Source organism: Serratia sp. TSA_130.1, from assembly GCF_052691795.1.
Window position 1 is genome coordinate 1,026,004 of the sequence record NZ_JBQZFS010000001.1, and the last position, 16,208, is coordinate 1,042,211.

Sequence of the window (16,208 nt, forward strand, 5' to 3'; positions counted from 1 at the left end):
AAGGCGCGGTTTCTCTAGCGATCTCTCCACCACTCCTTAATTCAGGGGCGCATCCTGCTGCGCCCCTGCGGGGTTTAACGACCGTACGGCTTCACCTGCCCGCTCAGCCCGCTGATCGAGTTCAGCGACGGCAATGCCGCCTGCAGCTTCTGCTTGGAAGCATCCGGGCCGACGTAAATGCGGGTGATCTGCCCTTGCACCGGCGTTGACGGCACGGTGAAGGCGCGATAGCCCGAAAGACGCAGCGAAGCGACAATCTCGTTCGCCTTGGCGGCATTCTTCAACGCCCCGAGCTGCACGACATAGGCTTGCCCGGCCGGCGCTTTTTCTTCCGCCGGTTTCGGCTGCGGTGCCGGCTCAGGCTTCGGCGTCGGTTCAGGTTTCGGCTCCGGCTTTGGCGTCGGTTTCACTTCCACCGGCTTCGGCTGCGGCGCCGGTTTCGGTTTCACCTCTACCGGTTTGGTTTCCACCGGTTTCGGCTTAGGCTGCTGCTGCACCGGCTGAGGACGCGTCTCGACCGGCGGCGGCGCCACCTGCGTCGGTTGCTGAGCATTCTGTCGCACCGCCTGTTGCGCCGCCGCTTCGTTGGCCGCCTGCTGCTCGACCAGCGCCCCCGCCCCTTCCGGCGGCTGCGCCGGCAACGGCTGCGTCACCGGCGGCAACACGTCGTTCTCTTCGACGTCGCCCGCCTTCGGCACCAAAGGAATGGCCGCGAATTCATCCTCGTAATGCTTCTTTTTGCCGTCCAGCAACCCTGGCAGGATGATCACCCCCAGCGCCACCAGAATCACGGTTCCGACCAGTCGGTTCTGAAATTTACTCGCCACTCACACTCCCCGCATCTCGTCTGACGCCGCCATCACCTGCGCAACGGTGTGGAACGATCCACAGACGATCACAATATCCTGTTTATCAGCATCCTGCATAGCCTGCCGCCAGGCAGTTTCGACATCATTAAAGCGTCGCGGTTCCGCCAGATGTTGCGCCAGCAGTTCGACGCTGGCGCCGCGCGGGCCGTCGAGCGGTGCGCAGTACCATTCATCCACCTGCTCGCTCAGGCAGGCCAGCGTACCGGCGATGTCCTTGTCCGACAGCATGCCCACTACCGCGCGCACCTTGCCGCCGTCGCGCGGCAGCTTGGCCAGACGCCCGGCGAGATAGCCGGCGGCGTGCGGGTTGTGCGCCACATCGAGGATCAGCATCGGCTCCCGCCGCACGATCTGGAAACGCCCCGGCAGCGTCGCCTGCTGCAGCCCGGTGAAGATCGCGCGCTCGTCGATTTCCAGCGGGGAACAGTTCAGCGCCGCCAGCGCGGTAGCGGCGTTGGCCAGCGGCACGTTCGGCGTCGGCAGATCGGTCAGCAGCGTGTCGCCGCCCTGCCACTGCCAGCGATCGCCCTGCTCGCTGAAACTCCAGGCTTCACCGCGGCGATACAGCGGCGCGCCCAGCGTTTCGGCGACCTGGCGAATGCTGTCCGGCATGTCGGGTTCGCCCACTACCGCCGGCTTGCCGCTGCGGAAAATGCCGGCCTTTTCACGGCCGATGCTTTCGCGATCGTTGCCCAGCCAGTCGGTGTGATCGAGCGCGATGCTGGTGATCACCGCCACGCTCGGATCGACGATGTTGGTGGCGTCGAGACGTCCGCCCAGGCCGACTTCCAGGATCACCACGTCCAGCCGCGCCTGTTTGAACAGCTGCAGCGCCGACAGGGTGCCGAATTCGAAATAGGTCAGCGACGTTTCGCCGCGGCCGGCTTCAATGGCGGCAAACGAGCGGCTGTGCTCCGCTTCGCTCAGCTCTTCCCCCTGAATGCGCACACGTTCGGTGTAGCGCACCAGATGCGGTGAGCTGTAAACGCCGACGCGCAGGCCGGCGGCCAGCAGAATAGCTTCAAGGGTGCGACAGGTCGTGCCTTTGCCGTTAGTGCCGGCAACGGTGAACACCGTGGGAGCGGGGGTCAGTAAGTCCAGATGCGCCGCGACGCGCTGTACGCGCTCGAGGCCGAGTTCGATCGCCTGGCTGTGCAGACGTTCCAGATAGTAAAGCCACGAGCTCAATGGCGACGTGGCTTGGGGAATTTGGTGGTTTTGCATGAGTCCCATCACTGAACTTGGGTTCATTAATCCATCAGGGCACCACCCTCACCGCGGTAAAGGCGATGCGCTTCGTCACTGCCGCCCACCTGCAAACCGCAACGTCATAGGCCGCGGCCGGCAGGGAACGGGCATCAGCCGTCACTTAGCCACAAAGTGGCGGCTGAACCCGGGCGGGATCCGTCTTTGCCTCAGGCGTCGGCCTGCTGCTCCGGCTCAATGACCGGCGCGGCCTCATCGAAATGCGGCTGCGGCTGGTTGGTCAGCTTGGACAGAATGCTCGCCAGCGTTTGGCGCATTTCCGGGCGGCGAACGATCATATCGATCGCGCCTTTTTCGATCAGGAACTCGCTGCGCTGGAAGCCCGGCGGCAGTTTCTCGCGCACGGTCTGCTCGATCACGCGCGGGCCGGCAAAGCCGATCAGCGCTTTCGGCTCGGCGATGTTGATGTCGCCCAGCATCGCCAGGCTGGCGGAGACGCCGCCCATGGTCGGGTCGGTCAGCACGGAGATGTACGGCAAGCCGCGCTCCTGCATTTTGGCCAACGCCGCGCTGGTTTTCGCCATCTGCATCAGCGACATCAGCGCCTCCTGCATGCGCGCGCCGCCGCTGGCGGAGAAGCACACCAGCGGACAGTTGTCCTCCAGCGCCTGCTCAACCGCACGCACGAAACGCGCGCCAACCACGGAAGACATCGAACCGCCGATGAAGGCGAATTCAAAGGACGCCGCGACGATCGGCATGCCGTACAGCGTGCCCTTCATCACCACCAGCGCATCTTTCTCGCCGGTCGCTTTCTGTGCGGCGACCAGACGATCTTTATAGCGCTTGGAATCCTTGAATTTCAGAACGTCTTTCGGCTCCAGATCGCTGCCCAGCTCCACTTCGCTGCCTTCATCCAGCAGGGTATGCAGACGCGCGCGCGCGCTCATACGCATATGGTGGTCGCACTTCGGACACACTTCCAGATTACGCTCCAGCTCGGCGCGGTAGAGAACCTGGCCGCAGCTGTCGCATTTGGTCCAGACCCCTTCAGGAATGCTCGCCTTACGGGTTTGTGTGATATTGCTCTTGTTAAGAATTCGTTCAATCCAGCTCATCGATGACCTTTCTGTTTGAACCTGGCACACGCCAGTCCGCTGTTCATGCTTTAACAATCCCCCTGAAAACACCCCCAATGAAAAAATGCCCGTTCGCCGCGCGGCAAGCGCGCGACCGAGGCATCGGCTTCAGGGTTGTTCGCAGGAACAGACCATAATGTCGCTCATTAAACCATATCGGCCCGACGCTGTGGACAAAAAACTGGTCGAACCGACAGGTTGAGCGATGTTTTTATTGTTTTTGCTGGCGGGCGGCGGCGCGCTTGTGGCGCCAAATTTCAATCACGCCCGGCAGAATCGAAACGATGATGATCCCGACGATCAGCAGTTTCAGGTTCTCCTGCACCACCGGCAGATCGCCGAACAGGTAGCCAGCATAAGTGAAGAGCAGCACCCAAACCAGTGCGCCAATCACGTTGTAGGCGGCGAAGTGGCGATAGGACATATGCCCCATGCCGGCGACGAACGGCGCAAAAGTACGCACGATCGGCACGAATCGCGCCAGAATAATCGTTTTCCCGCCGTGCTTCTCATAAAACTGATGCGTTTTATCCAGGTAGCTGCGGCGGAAGATTTTCGAATTCGGGTTGCTGAACAGCTTCTCGCCGAACAACCGCCCGATAGTGTAGTTCACCGCATCGCCGATGATCGCCGCCACGGCCATCAACGCCACCATGGTGTGCACGTTCAGATCGTTGGTCGGCAAAGCCGCCAGCGCGCCGGCGACGAACAGCAAAGAATCCCCCGGCAGGAACGGCGTCACCACCAAACCGGTCTCGCAAAACAGGATCAGGAACAGAATAGCGTAGACCCACATGCCGTATTGTGCGACCAGTTCGGCCAGGTGCACATCAATATGCAGAATGAAATCAATAATAAACTTGATGATGTCCATAAATTCTCTCATTGATACCGGGCGTTTCAATCACCCGGCAGAAGCACAAGGGAGCGACGCTTTCAGGCGTGCCGGCGTTTAATCGTCGGGTAAAAACAGCGGCCCCATCGGCGGCCGCGGGATGCCAAAGTGGTCGGGATAGTCCACGGAAACCAGATACAGCCCCTCGGCTCGCGCCGTCGCCGCCGCCAGATTGCGATCCTTCAGCGCCAGCAGCTCGGCCATCCAGTTCTCATCCTGATTGCCGCAGCCGATCTCCATCAGGCTGCCGACGATGTTGCGAACCATGTGATGCACGAAGGCATTCGCCTTGATATCTACCACAATATATTCGCCGTAGCGCGTAACCTTAACGTGTTTTACGCAGCGCCACGGGGTGCGCGACTGGCATTGCACCGCGCGAAACGAGGTAAAGTCGTTCTCGCCCAGCAATGCCTGCGCCGCCCGATGCATGCGGTCCGCGTCCAGCGGGTGATAAAAATGCGTCACCCCCTGTTGCAACACCGCCGGCCGGTAGCGATGGTTGAAAATAATATAGCGGTAACGGCGCGCGGTGGCGCTGAAACGCGCGTGAAAATCATCGGCGACGGGGCTCACCCAGCGCACCGCGATGTCCGGCGGCAAATGGGTGTTGACGCCCATCGTCCAGGCGGCGTCCTTGCGGCGCGCGGTGGTTTCAAAGTGCACCACCTGCCCGGTGGCGTGCACCCCGGCGTCGGTGCGCCCGGCGCACAGCACGTTGATCGGCGCATCCGCCACCTTGCTCAACGCCTGCTCCAGCCGTTCCTGCACGCTGGCCACTTCTTGCTGCCGCTGCCAGCCGTAGTAATGGCTGCCGTCATATTCGATGCCCAGCGCTACCTTCAGCGTCGGCTGAGCGGGCGAGACCACCTCAGACATCAGTACATCTGCTCCTGCACCAGACGCTCGGCGGTTTCGATCGCCATCAACGCGCCGCCGAAGCGGACGTTGTCCGCCACCGTCCAGAACTGCAACAGCTCGGGGATGCCGTAATCGTTGCGCAGACACCCGATACTGAGCGCATCGCTGCCGGAAGCTTCGGTGACCTGAGTCGGGTAATCATCCTCTTCACTCAGTTGAACGTCTTCGACCTCTTCAAGCTCGCTGCGCGCCTCTTCGGCGGACAGCGGACGCAGCGCTTCCAGATGCACGACCTGGGCGTGGCCATAAAACACCGGCGACTGGATGCAGCTCACCGAAATCGGCAACCCTTCGTCCTGCAGCACCTTGCGCACCTGATCGACGATCAGGCGTTCTTCGCGCACGCTGCCCTGCTCGTCGGCGACAAGCGGCAGCATATTAAACGCCAGCTGTTTAGTGAAAACGCCTTCTTCGGCCGGGATGCCGTTCAACAGCCGCGCGCTCTGGCCGGCCAGATCGTCCACCGCCGCCTTGCCGCGCGAGGATACCGACATCAGCGTCGTGACGTGCAGGCGCGACAGCCCCGCCTGTTCGGTCAGCGGTTTGATCGCCGTCAGCAGTTGGCTGACCATGCTGTCGGCCACCGCGACGATGTTGCGGTTGCGGTAATCCGCCAGCACCTGCGGGTTAACGCCAGGCACCACCAGCGGCACATCCGGTTCCATGGCGAACAGGCCGCTAGTGTCGATCACCAGACAGCCCATGTTGCCGGCCTCTTCGGCATAGCGCGCTGAAGCGTCGCTGCCGGCGACGAAGAAGGCCAGCTGCGCCTGCGACCAATCGAACTCTTCGGCGTTTTGCACCAGAAGAGACTTGCCGTTGAAGCGCACATTGGCGCCCGCACTGCGTTCGCTTGCCAGAGGATAGAGCTCACCCACCGGGAACTGGCGTTCCTGCAACAATTCCAGCAACGCTTCACCTACCGCGCCAGTGGCGCCGAGCAGCGCGATATTCCAGCCGTCAGACATTGGGTTTTCTCCAGAGTATTTCATTCATAAAAGCAGACGGGCAGTGCAGTCACCGCCCGATAATCTTTGCCGCTCACTGTAGCGGCGTTGGCTTAAGACAACCTTACGCGCTACGCGATGCTGAAGCCCAACTTGCCGAGCAGCTCGGCGCTGGCGCTGTCATCGCATTGCACGGCCAGCGAAGACCACTCGCGGCGTTCCTGGTAGTGCTTGCGCAGGCGATCGAACTCGCCCGGTTGCCCGGCGACTTTGCGCAGCGGCGCATCATCGCGGCGCACATCATACACCAAGTGCATCAATCGTTTTAACCGCGCTTCATCCAGCGGGCCGTTGAGACGGATCTGGCTGAACTCCGGCACCGGCAGCAGCGAGGCCAGCGCCACCTGTTGCGGCTGCCCCAGATGGCGGCTGAACGCTTCGAACACCTGGGTGGTGCCGCGCGCCTTGCCTTCCAGCGTATACCCGGCGATGTGCGCGGTGCCGATATCCACCCGCGCCAACAGCGGCAAGGCGAGATCCGGCTCCGGTTCCCACACGTCCAGCACCGTGCTCAGCTTTTTGCCTTTTTCCAGCGCCTGCAGCAACGCGGCGTTATCCACCACCGGCCCACGACAGGCGTTGATCAGAATGCGATTGTCCGGCAACGCCGCCAGCAGCTCGGCGTCCGCCAGGTGCAATGAATGATACGGGCCGGATTTATTCAGCGGCGTATGGAAGGTCAGCACGTCGGCCTCGGCCACCAATTTCTCCAGTGGCCAGAATTCCCCGGCGTCGCCGCGATCGGCGCGCGGTGGATCGCACAGTAGCGTGCGCACGCCCAGCGCTTTGAGGCGCGCGTCCAGACGCGAACCGACGTTGCCCACGCCGACGATGCCGACGGTTTTATCCCGCAATTGGAAGCCATCGCGCTCGGCCAGCAGCATCAATGCGGAGAACACATACTCGACCACCGCGATGGCGTTGCAGCCCGGCGCGGCGGAAAACCCGATGCCCTGCCGTTGCAGCCAGGCGTCATCGACGTGATCGGTGCCGGCGGTAGCGGTGCCGACAAAGCCGATGCGGCTGCCGGCCAACAAGGCTTCATTGACCTTGGTGACCGAACGCACCATCAGCGCGTCGGCATCCGCCAGCGCCTCAAGCGGGATCGGACGCCCCGGCACCGCCCGCACGTCGCCCAGGCGGCTGAACAGCTCGGCCGCATACGGCATATTTTCATCAACCAGAATTTTCACTGCGTTCTCCGACGGTTTACGGCTATTTGTCTGCGAAATAGTGTGCCACTGAATCAGGCACGGCGAAAGCGCTCAGGGGTGGTGCCGGCGATCTGCTGGAACATGACGATAAAGGCCGACGCGGAGCTGTAACCGACCTCCAGCGCCACGTCCTGCACGGTTTTGCCCTGTTCGAGCAGCGACACGGCGTGCAGGAACCGCAGGCGCTGGCGCCATTCGCTGAACGGCATGCCCAAATCCTGCTGGCAGCGGCGAGACAGCGTGCGCTCGGTGGTGTATACCCGCTTCGCCCACGTCGCCAGCGAAGTGTTGTCCGCCGGGCAATGTTCCAGCGCTTCCAGCACCGGCGCCAAAAACTTGTCGTCCGACGACGGCAGATAGGTTTGCTGGCGCGGCGACAGATGCAGTTGGTCGATCAGCACCTGGCAGAGGCGCAAATCCGCCTCCGCCTGCGGAATGTACTGTTTACGCGCATAGAAATCCTCGGCGATGGCGCGAAAGATCGGCGTCACATTGACCAGGCAAGGATCGGCCGGCATGCCGGCGCACAGCGCCGGCGCGATGTCCACCATGCGGCACTGCGCCAGCCGCTGGTTGTAACAGGAGTGTTCGATGCCCGCCGGCGTCCACAGCACGTACTCCGGCGGCGCCAGAAAGCGCTGCCCGCCGATGCGCAGCACCATCACCCCGGCTTTGACCCACATCAATTGGCCCCAGGTATGGCTGTGCGGCTGGAATTCGGTGCGGACGTTGAACTCCTCGCAACGAAACTGCACCGGGTTTGGCGCCGGGATCAGCGACTCGGGGAAATGGCGGATTTCTGGCATGGTTTCGTCTCGTGATTTGTCTTATTTACGCCGATTTTTGTCTGAATATCGTTATATATGATAAACCGGACACGCGTAGACTAGCCAGCATGTTGGACGCTATTGAGAATAATTGTCATGAATATGCTTTTCCCCCTGCTGGCCGTGCTGATTTGGTCGATTAACGCCGTCGTCAGCAAACTCTCCGCCACCGCCATCGATCCGGCAGCCATCTCGCTCTACCGCTGGCTGCTGGCGCTGATCGCCCTGACGCCGTTTGTGCTGCCGGGCGTGCTTCGCAACTGGGCGCAGGTGCGCGCCAACTGGTGGAAGCTGATGATCCTCGGCTTGCTCGGCATGGTGCTGTATCAAAGCCTGGCCTATTACGCGGCGCACAGCGTCAGCGCGCTGTTTATGGGCATCATCGTGTCGCTGATCCCACTGCTGACCATCCTGATCAGCATCGTACTGCTGCGCATTGCGCCGACCGTCGGCGTGCTGCTCGGCAGCATTCTCTCCTTCTGCGGTTTGATCTGGCTGGTCAGCGGCGGTCAGCCCGGCGCGCTGTTGCAGCACGGTATCGGCAAAGGGGAATTGATGATGCTGCTCGCCACCGCCTCTTACGCGCTGTATGGCGTGTTGACCAAACGCTGGGCCATCGCGCTGCCGAACTGGCAATCGCTCTACGTGCAGATCCTGTTCGGCGTGCTGTTGCTGCTGCCGAATTTCCTGATGGCGAAGGATGTCGGCTTGAACGGCCATAACCTGCCGCTGGTGCTGTTCGCCGGCATTCCGGCCTCGATCATCGCGCCGTACCTGTGGATCCAGGGCGTCCTGCGCCTGGGCGCCAACACCACCTCGATCTTCATGAACCTGGCGCCGGTGTTTACCGCCGCTATCGCGGTACTGTTCCTGCATGAACAATTGCACGGTTACCACCTGATCGGCGGCGGCATCACCCTGCTGGGCGTGATCCTGTCGCAGCGGCTGCGCACGCCGCTGACGCGTAAAGCCAAAGCCCCGGCGGCAGGCGCAGATTCCTGCAAAGAACAGGCCTAAGCCAGCAACCTGAAACGCACCCGCACCAACAGGCCGCCCAGCGCGGCGGAGCTCAACAGCTCCGGGCGGGTGCCGTGATACGCGGTGATGTCCTTCACCAACGCCAATCCCAAACCGGCGCCCGGCTGATCGCCCACGTTGTCCAAACGATGAAACGGCTGCAGCGCCAACGCCTTGTCCTGCAAGGCGATGCCCGGGCCGCTGTCTTCTATCTCCAGCACCCCTTCCCCCGTAGCCTTGTCCCGCGTAAGGCGGGCGGTCACCACGCCCTGACGCGGCGTGTATTTCAGCGCGTTGTCCAGCAGATTGGCACACAGCTCGGCCAACAGCAGCGGCTCCCCCGCGACCTGACATGCCGCTTCACCCTCGAAACCGAGATCGATCTGTTTGCTGCGCGCCTGCGGCAAGCGAGAGAAACAGGCGTCGCGCAGCACCTGCGCCAAATTGACCGGCTGCAGCTTCCGATCGGCGCTGTGCTCGCTGGCTTTCAGGCGCGAGAGGTGCAGCAGACGGTCGGTGAGCGCCACGGTGTTATCCAGCGTCGCGCTCATCGCCTGCAGACTTTCGCGCCACTGCTGCGGCCGATCGCTGGCCAGCGCCACCCCGACCTGGGTCTTCAGCACCGCCAGCGGGGTGCGCAGCTGGTGAGAGGCGTCGGCGCTGAAGCGTTCCTGACGCGCCACCATCAGCCGCAGCCGTTCGATGTAACGATTAAAGGCCACCAGCAGCGGCTGCATCTCCGACCAGGGAAGAACCCGCGGCAAAGGCGTCAGTTCGCCCGGATCGCGCCGCAGCATGATGCCGGAGAGTTTACGCATCGGCTTCAACACCCGCTTGAGCAGCGCGAACGCCAGGATCAGGGTCAACACCACCACCGTGCCCTGGCTCAACAGCGCCGCGATCATCATCTGCCGCGCCAGGTAACGACGCGATTCCAGGGTTTCCGCCACCAGAATGGTCGCCATGCCGCTCACGCCCGACTCGTTGACCGGTTGAAACAGCGCCGCCACACGGATCGGCCGGCCGAGGTATTCCGCATCGTAGAAATGCACCAATGCCGGATAGAGGGTGGAGCGTGGAATGTGGGGCGGCAACGACGGCAAGTCGTCATAGCCCGAGATGCTTTTCCCCTGCGGCGAGATCACCTCGTAATAGAGCTGATCGTTCATGTTGCGCTCGAAGCTGTCGAGCACCACATAAGGCACATCGACCGCCAGCTTGCCTTCGCGCACCACCAGCCGCTCCGCCACGGTGCGCGCCGACGCCAGCAGCGTGCGGTCGTAGGCCAGGGTGGCGGCGCTCATGGCGCTGAAGTAGTGGGTGTAGATAGAGATGCCGCCCAGCGCCAGCAGCGGCAGGCCAAAAAACAGCAGCAGTTGATAAAACAGCGAACGCGGCGCGTTAAACCACCGCATTGCACAGTTCCAGGCTGTAGCCCAGACCGCGCAGCGTGACGATCGCCACGTCGCTGCCCTGCAGCTTTTTCCGCAAACGGTGTACGTAAAGCTCGATGCTCTCTGGATTGGCCTCGTCAGACAGCGTAAACACCTGCTCAAACAGCTGCTGCTTGGCCACCGGGCGGCCGCGCCGGTGCATCAGCGCGGTCAGCACCGCCAGCTCGCGCGGCGTCAGCGCCAGCGGTTTGCTCTCCAGCAGGAAATAACCTTCGTCATGATAGGTCAACGCGCCGTATTGCAACGCCGGCTGCGCGGCGCCGACACTGCGGCGCAGCAACGCCCGAATGCGCGCCTCCAGCTCGTCCAGTTCGAACGGTTTGGTCAGGTAGTCGTCCGCCCCCAGATTCAGGCCTTTCACCCGGTCGGTCACGTCGGTGCGCGCCGTCAGCAACAGCACCGGCAGATCCTGCCCGCGCTTGCGCAAGCGCGCCAGCAAATCGAGACCGTTCAGACGCGGCAACGCCACATCCAGCACCGCCAGCGCATAGCGTTCATTAAGCAACAGGTGGTCGGCGGCCACGCCGTCCGGCGCGACGTCGACGGCAAATCCGGCGCCGGTCAGCGCCTTTTGCAACCAGTGAGACAGCTCGGGGTGATCTTCAACCAATAACAGTCGCATGTTCCCATTCCATTGATTTACCTGAACAACCAGACATCGATGCGGCGTCTGTTAACAGGTCGATAACAGAGAATGGCATGGAAAATAAGGGGATAAAAGAGCGCCGCGCCGCCAGTTTTGGGAGCTGGCACACAATTATGCGTACTGGGGCGCGCTCGTGTGACGCCTCAGATCAGCGTGATGGGGCTATCGGCGAGAGCAAGATCCAACACCGGACGCAGCTTGTCGGCGGTAAACGGCGAAGAAACCAGCACGGAGCGGTTGTTGGCGGCAAACACCAGATCGATGCCGGTCACGCAGGCGGTCATCTGGCAAGCATACTTTTCACCGTCGGCGTTGACGAAATGCAACTCAAATACGCCAATCTCAGGGCGCAAGCGCTTCAAACGACACTGCCCGGCTTCTCCCGCCATCTCGGCGTAGACCTCTGGCAACCGTTTAATCGCACATACCTTGGCGCTGTCCCTGCCGCCAAACAATTTCCCTAACGAAAACATATCACTGCATCTCTATTCATTTTATTACAGATGATTTTAACGCGAACGACTATCGGCAATCCTGACATTACGCAGGGTTTTGGCCGGTTTTGCGCGCTGTTCTCTGCGCCCATTCTATGTTAGCGCACCCGCCGTTCGCTCGCGACAAGAGACCCTAATCACAGACTGGAAACTTTTCCGGCCACTGAAAGGTAAATGAAAGGTTGTTGTTTTAACAATTCCGCAACCGCATTCGGCGGGATTCACCATCAGACAATACCGAGGGTAAGTCACAATGAAAAAAATAATGACCCGCACCTTTACCGCCGCCGCCCTGTTGCTGGCGGTCTCTCAGGCCTTTGCCGTGGAAGCGCCCAAACGCACCGAATGCATTGCGCCGGCCAAACCCGGCGGCGGCTTCGATCTGACCTGCAAACTGATTCAGGTATCGCTGCAGGACACCAAGGCCATTGATAAACCGATGCGCGTCACCTATATGCCCGGCGGCGTCGGCGCGGTGGCCTACAACGCCATCGTCGCGCAACGCCCGGCGGAGTTCGGCACCGTGGTGGCCTTCTCCGGCGGTTCGCTGCTCAACCTGGCTCAGGGCAAGTTCGGCCGCTACAACGTGGACGACGTGAAATGGCTGGCGGCGGTCGGTACCGACTACGGCATGATCGCGGTGCGCGCCGACTCGCCTTACAAAACCTTGAAAGACTTGATGGACGCTTTCCAAAAAGATCCCAACAGCGTGGTGTTCGGCGCCGGCGCCTCGATCGGCAGCCAGGACTGGATGAAAACCGCGCTGCTGGCGCGCGAAGTCGGCGTGGATCCGCGCAAGATGCGCTACGTGGCGTTCGAGGGCGGCGGGGAACCGGTCACCGCGCTGCTGGGCAGCCACATCCAGGCGGTATCCGGCGATCTGAGCGAAATGGTGCCTTACCTGCAGGGCGACAAGATCCGCGTGCTGGCGGTGTATGCCGAGCAACGTCTGCCGGGCCAGTTGGCCGATATTCCCACCGCCAAAGAGCAAGGATACAGCCTGGTGTGGCCGATCATTCGCGGCTTCTACGTCGGGCCGAAAGTCAGCGATGAAGAGTATCAGTGGTGGATCGACACCTTCCAGAAAATGATGGCGACCGACGAATTCAAGCAGCAGCGCGATCTGCGCGGCCTGTTCGAATTCAACCTGACCGGCAAAGAGCTGGACGCCTACGTGAAGAATCAGGTTGCCCAATACCGTGAGCAGGCGAAAGTGTTCGGCCTGGCCAAATAACCGCAGGGGAAAACCATGAGCGATCGTATTTTTGCCGGCTTTTGGCTGCTGCTGTGTATCGGCGGGCTGTTCATCGGCTGGGGCATCCAGAGCGAATACAGCTATGAACCGCTGGGGCCGCGCCCGTTCCCGCTGGCGATCCTCAGCCTGATGGCGCTGTGCGCGGCGCTGCTGTTGCTGCGCCGCCCGCAGGCGGTGGAATGGCCGCACCACAAGGTGATGCAGCGGCTGCTGGTGCTGGTGATCACCCTGGTGCTGTATGCCTGGGGGTTTGAATGGCTTGGCTTTCCGCTGGCGACCGCGCTGCTGACGTTCAGCATCGGCTTGCTGTTTCAGGCCAGCCTGCCGGCAGCGGCCATCTCCGGCGTCATCATGGGCGCAGCGTTGTACTACGCCTTTGACCAACTTCTCGATGTCACACTGCCGCTCGGCGCCTGGCTGAGCTAACGGGAGCGATGATGGATACCTGGATGTATTTGACCCAAGGGTTTGAAGTGGCGCTGGTGCCGCAAAACCTGATTATCGCCCTGATCGGCTGCTTCGTCGGCACCATCGTCGGCCTGCTGCCGGGCCTCGGGCCGATCAACGGCGTGGCGATCCTGCTGCCGCTGGCATTTGCCCTCAAGCTGCCGGCCGAATCGGCGCTGATCCTGCTGGCGACGGTGTATATCGGCTGCGAATACGGCGGGCGCATCTCGTCAATTCTGCTCAACGTGCCGGGCGATGCGGCGGCGATCATGACCGCGCTGGACGGCTACCCGATGGCGCAGCAGGGGCGCGCCGGCGTGGCGCTGTCCATCTCGGCGGTCAGCTCGTTCGTCGGCTCGATGATCGCCATCGGCGGCATTATTCTGTTCGCGCCGCTGCTGGCCCGCTGGTCGCTGGCCTTCGGCCCGGCGGAGTATTTTGCCCTGATGGTGTTCGCCATCGCCTGCCTCGGCAGCATGATGAGCCAAAACCCGCTGAAATCCCTGCTGGCGGCGCTGATCGGCCTGGGATTGGCAACGGTGGGCGTCGACGCCAACACCGGCGTTTACCGCTTTACCTTCGACAGCGTGCACCTCTCCGACGGCGTGCAGTTTATCGTGGTGGTGATCGGCCTGTTCTCGGTCAGTGAAATTCTGCTGATGCTGGAAAGCACCAGCGCCGGGCAAAAGCTGGTGCGTAAAACCGGCCGGTTGCTGTTCAACCGCAAAGAAGCGGCGCAGTGCGCCGGCCCGACCCTGCGTTCATCGGTGATCGGCTTCTTCGTCGGCATCCTGCCGGGCGCCGGCGCCACCATCGCCAGCGCGCTGACCTACATGACCGAAAAGAAAATCAGCGGCAACAGCGACACCTTCGGCAAGGGCGACATCCGCGGCGTAGCGGCGCCGGAAGCGGCCAACAACGCCTCGGCCTGCGGTTCGTTCATTCCGATGCTGACGCTGGGAGTGCCGGGTTCCGGCACCACGGCGGTGATGATGGGCGCGCTGACGCTGTACAACATCACCCCCGGCCCGGCGATGTTCACCGAACAGCCGGATATCGTCTGGGGGCTGATCGCCGCGCTGCTGATCGCTAACGTCATCTTGCTGATCATGAACCTGCCGCTGGTTGGCCTGTTCACCCGCATGCTGACCATCCCGCTGTGGTTCCTGGTGCCGGCGATCGCCGCGGTTTCCGCGGTGGGGGTTTATGCGGTGCACAGCACCACCTTCGACCTGCTGTTGATGGTCGGGTTGGGGGTGTTCGGCTATATTCTGCGGAAAATGCACTTTCCGATGTCGCCGCTGATTCTGGGCTTCGTGCTGGGTGAGATGCTGGAGCAGAATCTGCGTCGCGCGCTGTCGATCAGCAACGGTGAATTCGGCATCCTGTGGAGCAGCAGCATCGCGCAAACGCTGCTGGTGCTGGCGGTCGCGGTGCTGGCGCTGCCGCCGCTGCTGCGCCTGATGCGCAAACGCCGCCATCCGGCGGCCGAGGCCAAGGCCGAGTAACGCGTAACGGGCGGGGATATGTTCCCTAATGCCGATCGTTTGAGGATGCTTGCATAAGTCGAGCAGAGAAAAAATCCAGAGCCAGACTTTTGACTCTGGATTTTTCATGTCTAAACTCGCAATAGCCTTTGTTGTACGCGATTGCTCCATTAAAGATGTCTGTTACCTCCTCGACACCGTTTTTAACCTGGCGAAGGCCATCAAATTTTACCCCTGAATCTGCCCCCTACACGAACTTTTTATATCGGTATTTATGGAGAACGTGACGCAAGCACACTGAGCCATTATATAAATATGAATTATGATTTTTTATTTAATCATAAAAAATAAAATATTATAAACCTAGCCAAAGCTCATCGAATAACGCCAGAGACCATATTATTGCCGTTCAATCAGGCACATGGTAATGTGATGACGATATCCTCTGTAAACCTGTCACAATATGGGCAACATTATAGATGAACAATCAATAAGGAAGATCAATGTAAAATGAGGGATTATAATGTTTAGAGTATTTATTTTTTGTTTCGCCTCTTTATTATCTCAGCAAGCTTTAGCTGGCGCCTATATGCTCCCGGTCTCTTTTGTTAACCTGACGGTTGTTCAATCGCTGGTTGCGTGGGATGAGAGCCCTTCTGATCTCAACCCTTGCTATGGGTGGACGTCTTGTTTTATTGGCCCTGATGTAAAATACAGTACTCGATATCCTGGACTACACGGCTCATGTGTAGACTCCAAAAATTGTCTTCGGATTGAAAATTATAGAACAGCAAAAGAAGTGGAGATCGCCTGGAAGAACACCTTCGGCATTCCATGGACCTCGCAGCCTTACCTCGTGAATGGCAGAGATGCCAGCTGTGTTGGGATGTTCTATATACGAACGCCGGCAATATCCGGCGGTGCGAGTTTATGGCCTAATTCTGTTTGCGGCATATTACCACCACAAAACCAATCTTGTGATGTGAATCTTCCTACAGTGATAGATTTTGATACGCTTTCACAAGACGAGATTTCCGGGATGGAGAGAACGATTTATGGAACAATCGGATGCACTCAATCAGGCACGATAAAAATTTACTCTCAATCTACATTGGGCGAGGGGAATATTTATTTAAGAAGCAACAAGAAATTTTATTCAACGCTTTTTTTAGATGGCAACTCTGCATGGACAGGCGTGGATTATTATCTGGTTGGCGGCCAACAAAGAAATATCAGCCTAAAAGCAAAACTGACAGCCCATGATACCGTCGACCCAGGGCCTTTCTCAGGTAATGCTATTGTATACATTGCATTTCTATAAATGCGGCAC

The 16,208-nt window shown here is 60.5% G+C and carries 16 protein-coding genes; 5 read left to right on the plus strand and 11 right to left on the minus strand.

What is annotated here, in order from left to right; all coding sequences use genetic code 11:
- Positions 1-74: 74 nt before the first annotated feature.
- From dedD to ACUTQY_RS04775, 8 genes are all read right to left on the minus strand, one after another.
- A complete protein-coding gene (gene dedD, locus ACUTQY_RS04740) occupies positions 75-827 on the minus strand; it encodes a cell division protein DedD (RefSeq protein ID WP_033643878.1) in 753 nt (250 codons plus the stop codon).
- On the minus strand, positions 828-2,093 hold the full coding sequence (folC, locus tag ACUTQY_RS04745; protein ID WP_033643879.1) for a bifunctional tetrahydrofolate synthase/dihydrofolate synthase: 1,266 nt from the start codon (positions 2,091-2,093) through the stop codon (positions 828-830).
- 191 nt (positions 2,094-2,284) lie between these two features.
- Positions 2,285-3,193 carry an acetyl-CoA carboxylase, carboxyltransferase subunit beta gene (gene accD, locus ACUTQY_RS04750; RefSeq protein WP_033643880.1) on the minus strand — a complete coding sequence of 303 codons (909 nt, stop codon included), beginning with the start codon at positions 3,191-3,193 and terminating at the stop codon, positions 2,285-2,287.
- Between the two features lie 232 nt (positions 3,194-3,425).
- Positions 3,426-4,088, minus strand: a complete 663-nt coding sequence (locus ACUTQY_RS04755) for a DedA family protein (protein WP_004936130.1) — start codon at positions 4,086-4,088, stop codon at positions 3,426-3,428.
- Between the two features lie 78 nt (positions 4,089-4,166).
- On the minus strand, positions 4,167-4,988 hold the full coding sequence (truA, locus tag ACUTQY_RS04760; protein WP_046687554.1) for a tRNA pseudouridine(38-40) synthase TruA: 822 nt from the start codon (positions 4,986-4,988) through the stop codon (positions 4,167-4,169).
- Entirely contained in the window at positions 4,988-5,998 is a 1,011-nt protein-coding gene (locus ACUTQY_RS04765) for an aspartate-semialdehyde dehydrogenase (protein WP_033643883.1), read from the minus strand. Before ACUTQY_RS04765 ends, truA begins: the two co-directional genes overlap by 1 nt.
- Before the next feature lie 110 nt (positions 5,999-6,108).
- Entirely contained in the window at positions 6,109-7,230 is a 1,122-nt protein-coding gene (gene pdxB, locus ACUTQY_RS04770; protein WP_033651952.1) for a 4-phosphoerythronate dehydrogenase PdxB, read from the minus strand.
- Between the two features lie 53 nt (positions 7,231-7,283).
- Positions 7,284-8,057: an AraC family transcriptional regulator gene (locus tag ACUTQY_RS04775; RefSeq protein ID WP_033643885.1), complete on the minus strand. Its 774-nt coding sequence runs from the start codon at positions 8,055-8,057 to the stop codon at positions 7,284-7,286.
- Between the two features lie 117 nt (positions 8,058-8,174).
- Between ACUTQY_RS04775 and ACUTQY_RS04780 the strand changes: the two genes are divergently transcribed.
- Complete coding sequence (locus ACUTQY_RS04780; RefSeq protein ID WP_046687555.1) at positions 8,175-9,095, plus strand: DMT family transporter; 921 nt, start codon at positions 8,175-8,177, stop codon at positions 9,093-9,095.
- Here ACUTQY_RS04780 and ACUTQY_RS04785 read toward each other — a convergent pair.
- The 3 genes from ACUTQY_RS04785 to ACUTQY_RS04795 all read right to left on the minus strand — a co-directional run bounded on the left by ACUTQY_RS04785 (position 9,092) and on the right by ACUTQY_RS04795 (position 11,668).
- Positions 9,092-10,510 carry a sensor histidine kinase gene (locus tag ACUTQY_RS04785; RefSeq protein WP_033651954.1) on the minus strand — a complete coding sequence of 473 codons (1,419 nt, stop codon included), beginning with the start codon at positions 10,508-10,510 and terminating at the stop codon, positions 9,092-9,094. The genes ACUTQY_RS04780 and ACUTQY_RS04785 overlap by 4 nt on opposite strands.
- Positions 10,497-11,171: a transcriptional regulator TctD gene (tctD, locus tag ACUTQY_RS04790; protein ID WP_033643888.1), complete on the minus strand. Its 675-nt coding sequence runs from the start codon at positions 11,169-11,171 to the stop codon at positions 10,497-10,499. The genes ACUTQY_RS04785 and tctD overlap by 14 nt, the downstream gene beginning before the upstream one ends.
- A gap of 167 nt (positions 11,172-11,338) precedes the next feature.
- Positions 11,339-11,668 (minus strand): hypothetical protein, encoded by a 330-nt coding sequence (locus ACUTQY_RS04795; RefSeq protein ID WP_046687556.1) that lies wholly within the window; start codon positions 11,666-11,668, stop codon positions 11,339-11,341.
- Positions 11,669-11,942: 274 nt separating this feature from the next.
- Here ACUTQY_RS04795 and ACUTQY_RS04800 point away from each other — a divergent pair, with 274 nt between their 5' ends.
- The 4 genes from ACUTQY_RS04800 (at position 11,943) to ACUTQY_RS04815 (ending at position 16,199) form a co-directional block, all read left to right on the plus strand.
- A complete protein-coding gene (locus ACUTQY_RS04800; protein ID WP_101453200.1) occupies positions 11,943-12,923 on the plus strand; it encodes a Bug family tripartite tricarboxylate transporter substrate binding protein in 981 nt (326 codons plus the stop codon).
- A 15-nt stretch (positions 12,924-12,938) separates the two neighbouring features.
- On the plus strand, positions 12,939-13,370 hold the full coding sequence (locus ACUTQY_RS04805) for a tripartite tricarboxylate transporter TctB family protein (protein ID WP_033643891.1): 432 nt from the start codon (positions 12,939-12,941) through the stop codon (positions 13,368-13,370).
- Between the two features lie 11 nt (positions 13,371-13,381).
- A complete protein-coding gene (locus tag ACUTQY_RS04810; protein WP_033643892.1) occupies positions 13,382-14,899 on the plus strand; it encodes a tripartite tricarboxylate transporter permease in 1,518 nt (505 codons plus the stop codon).
- Between the two features lie 502 nt (positions 14,900-15,401).
- On the plus strand, positions 15,402-16,199 hold the full coding sequence (locus ACUTQY_RS04815) for an MrpH family fimbial adhesin (RefSeq protein WP_142075822.1): 798 nt from the start codon (positions 15,402-15,404) through the stop codon (positions 16,197-16,199).
- Positions 16,200-16,208 lie beyond the last annotated feature (9 nt).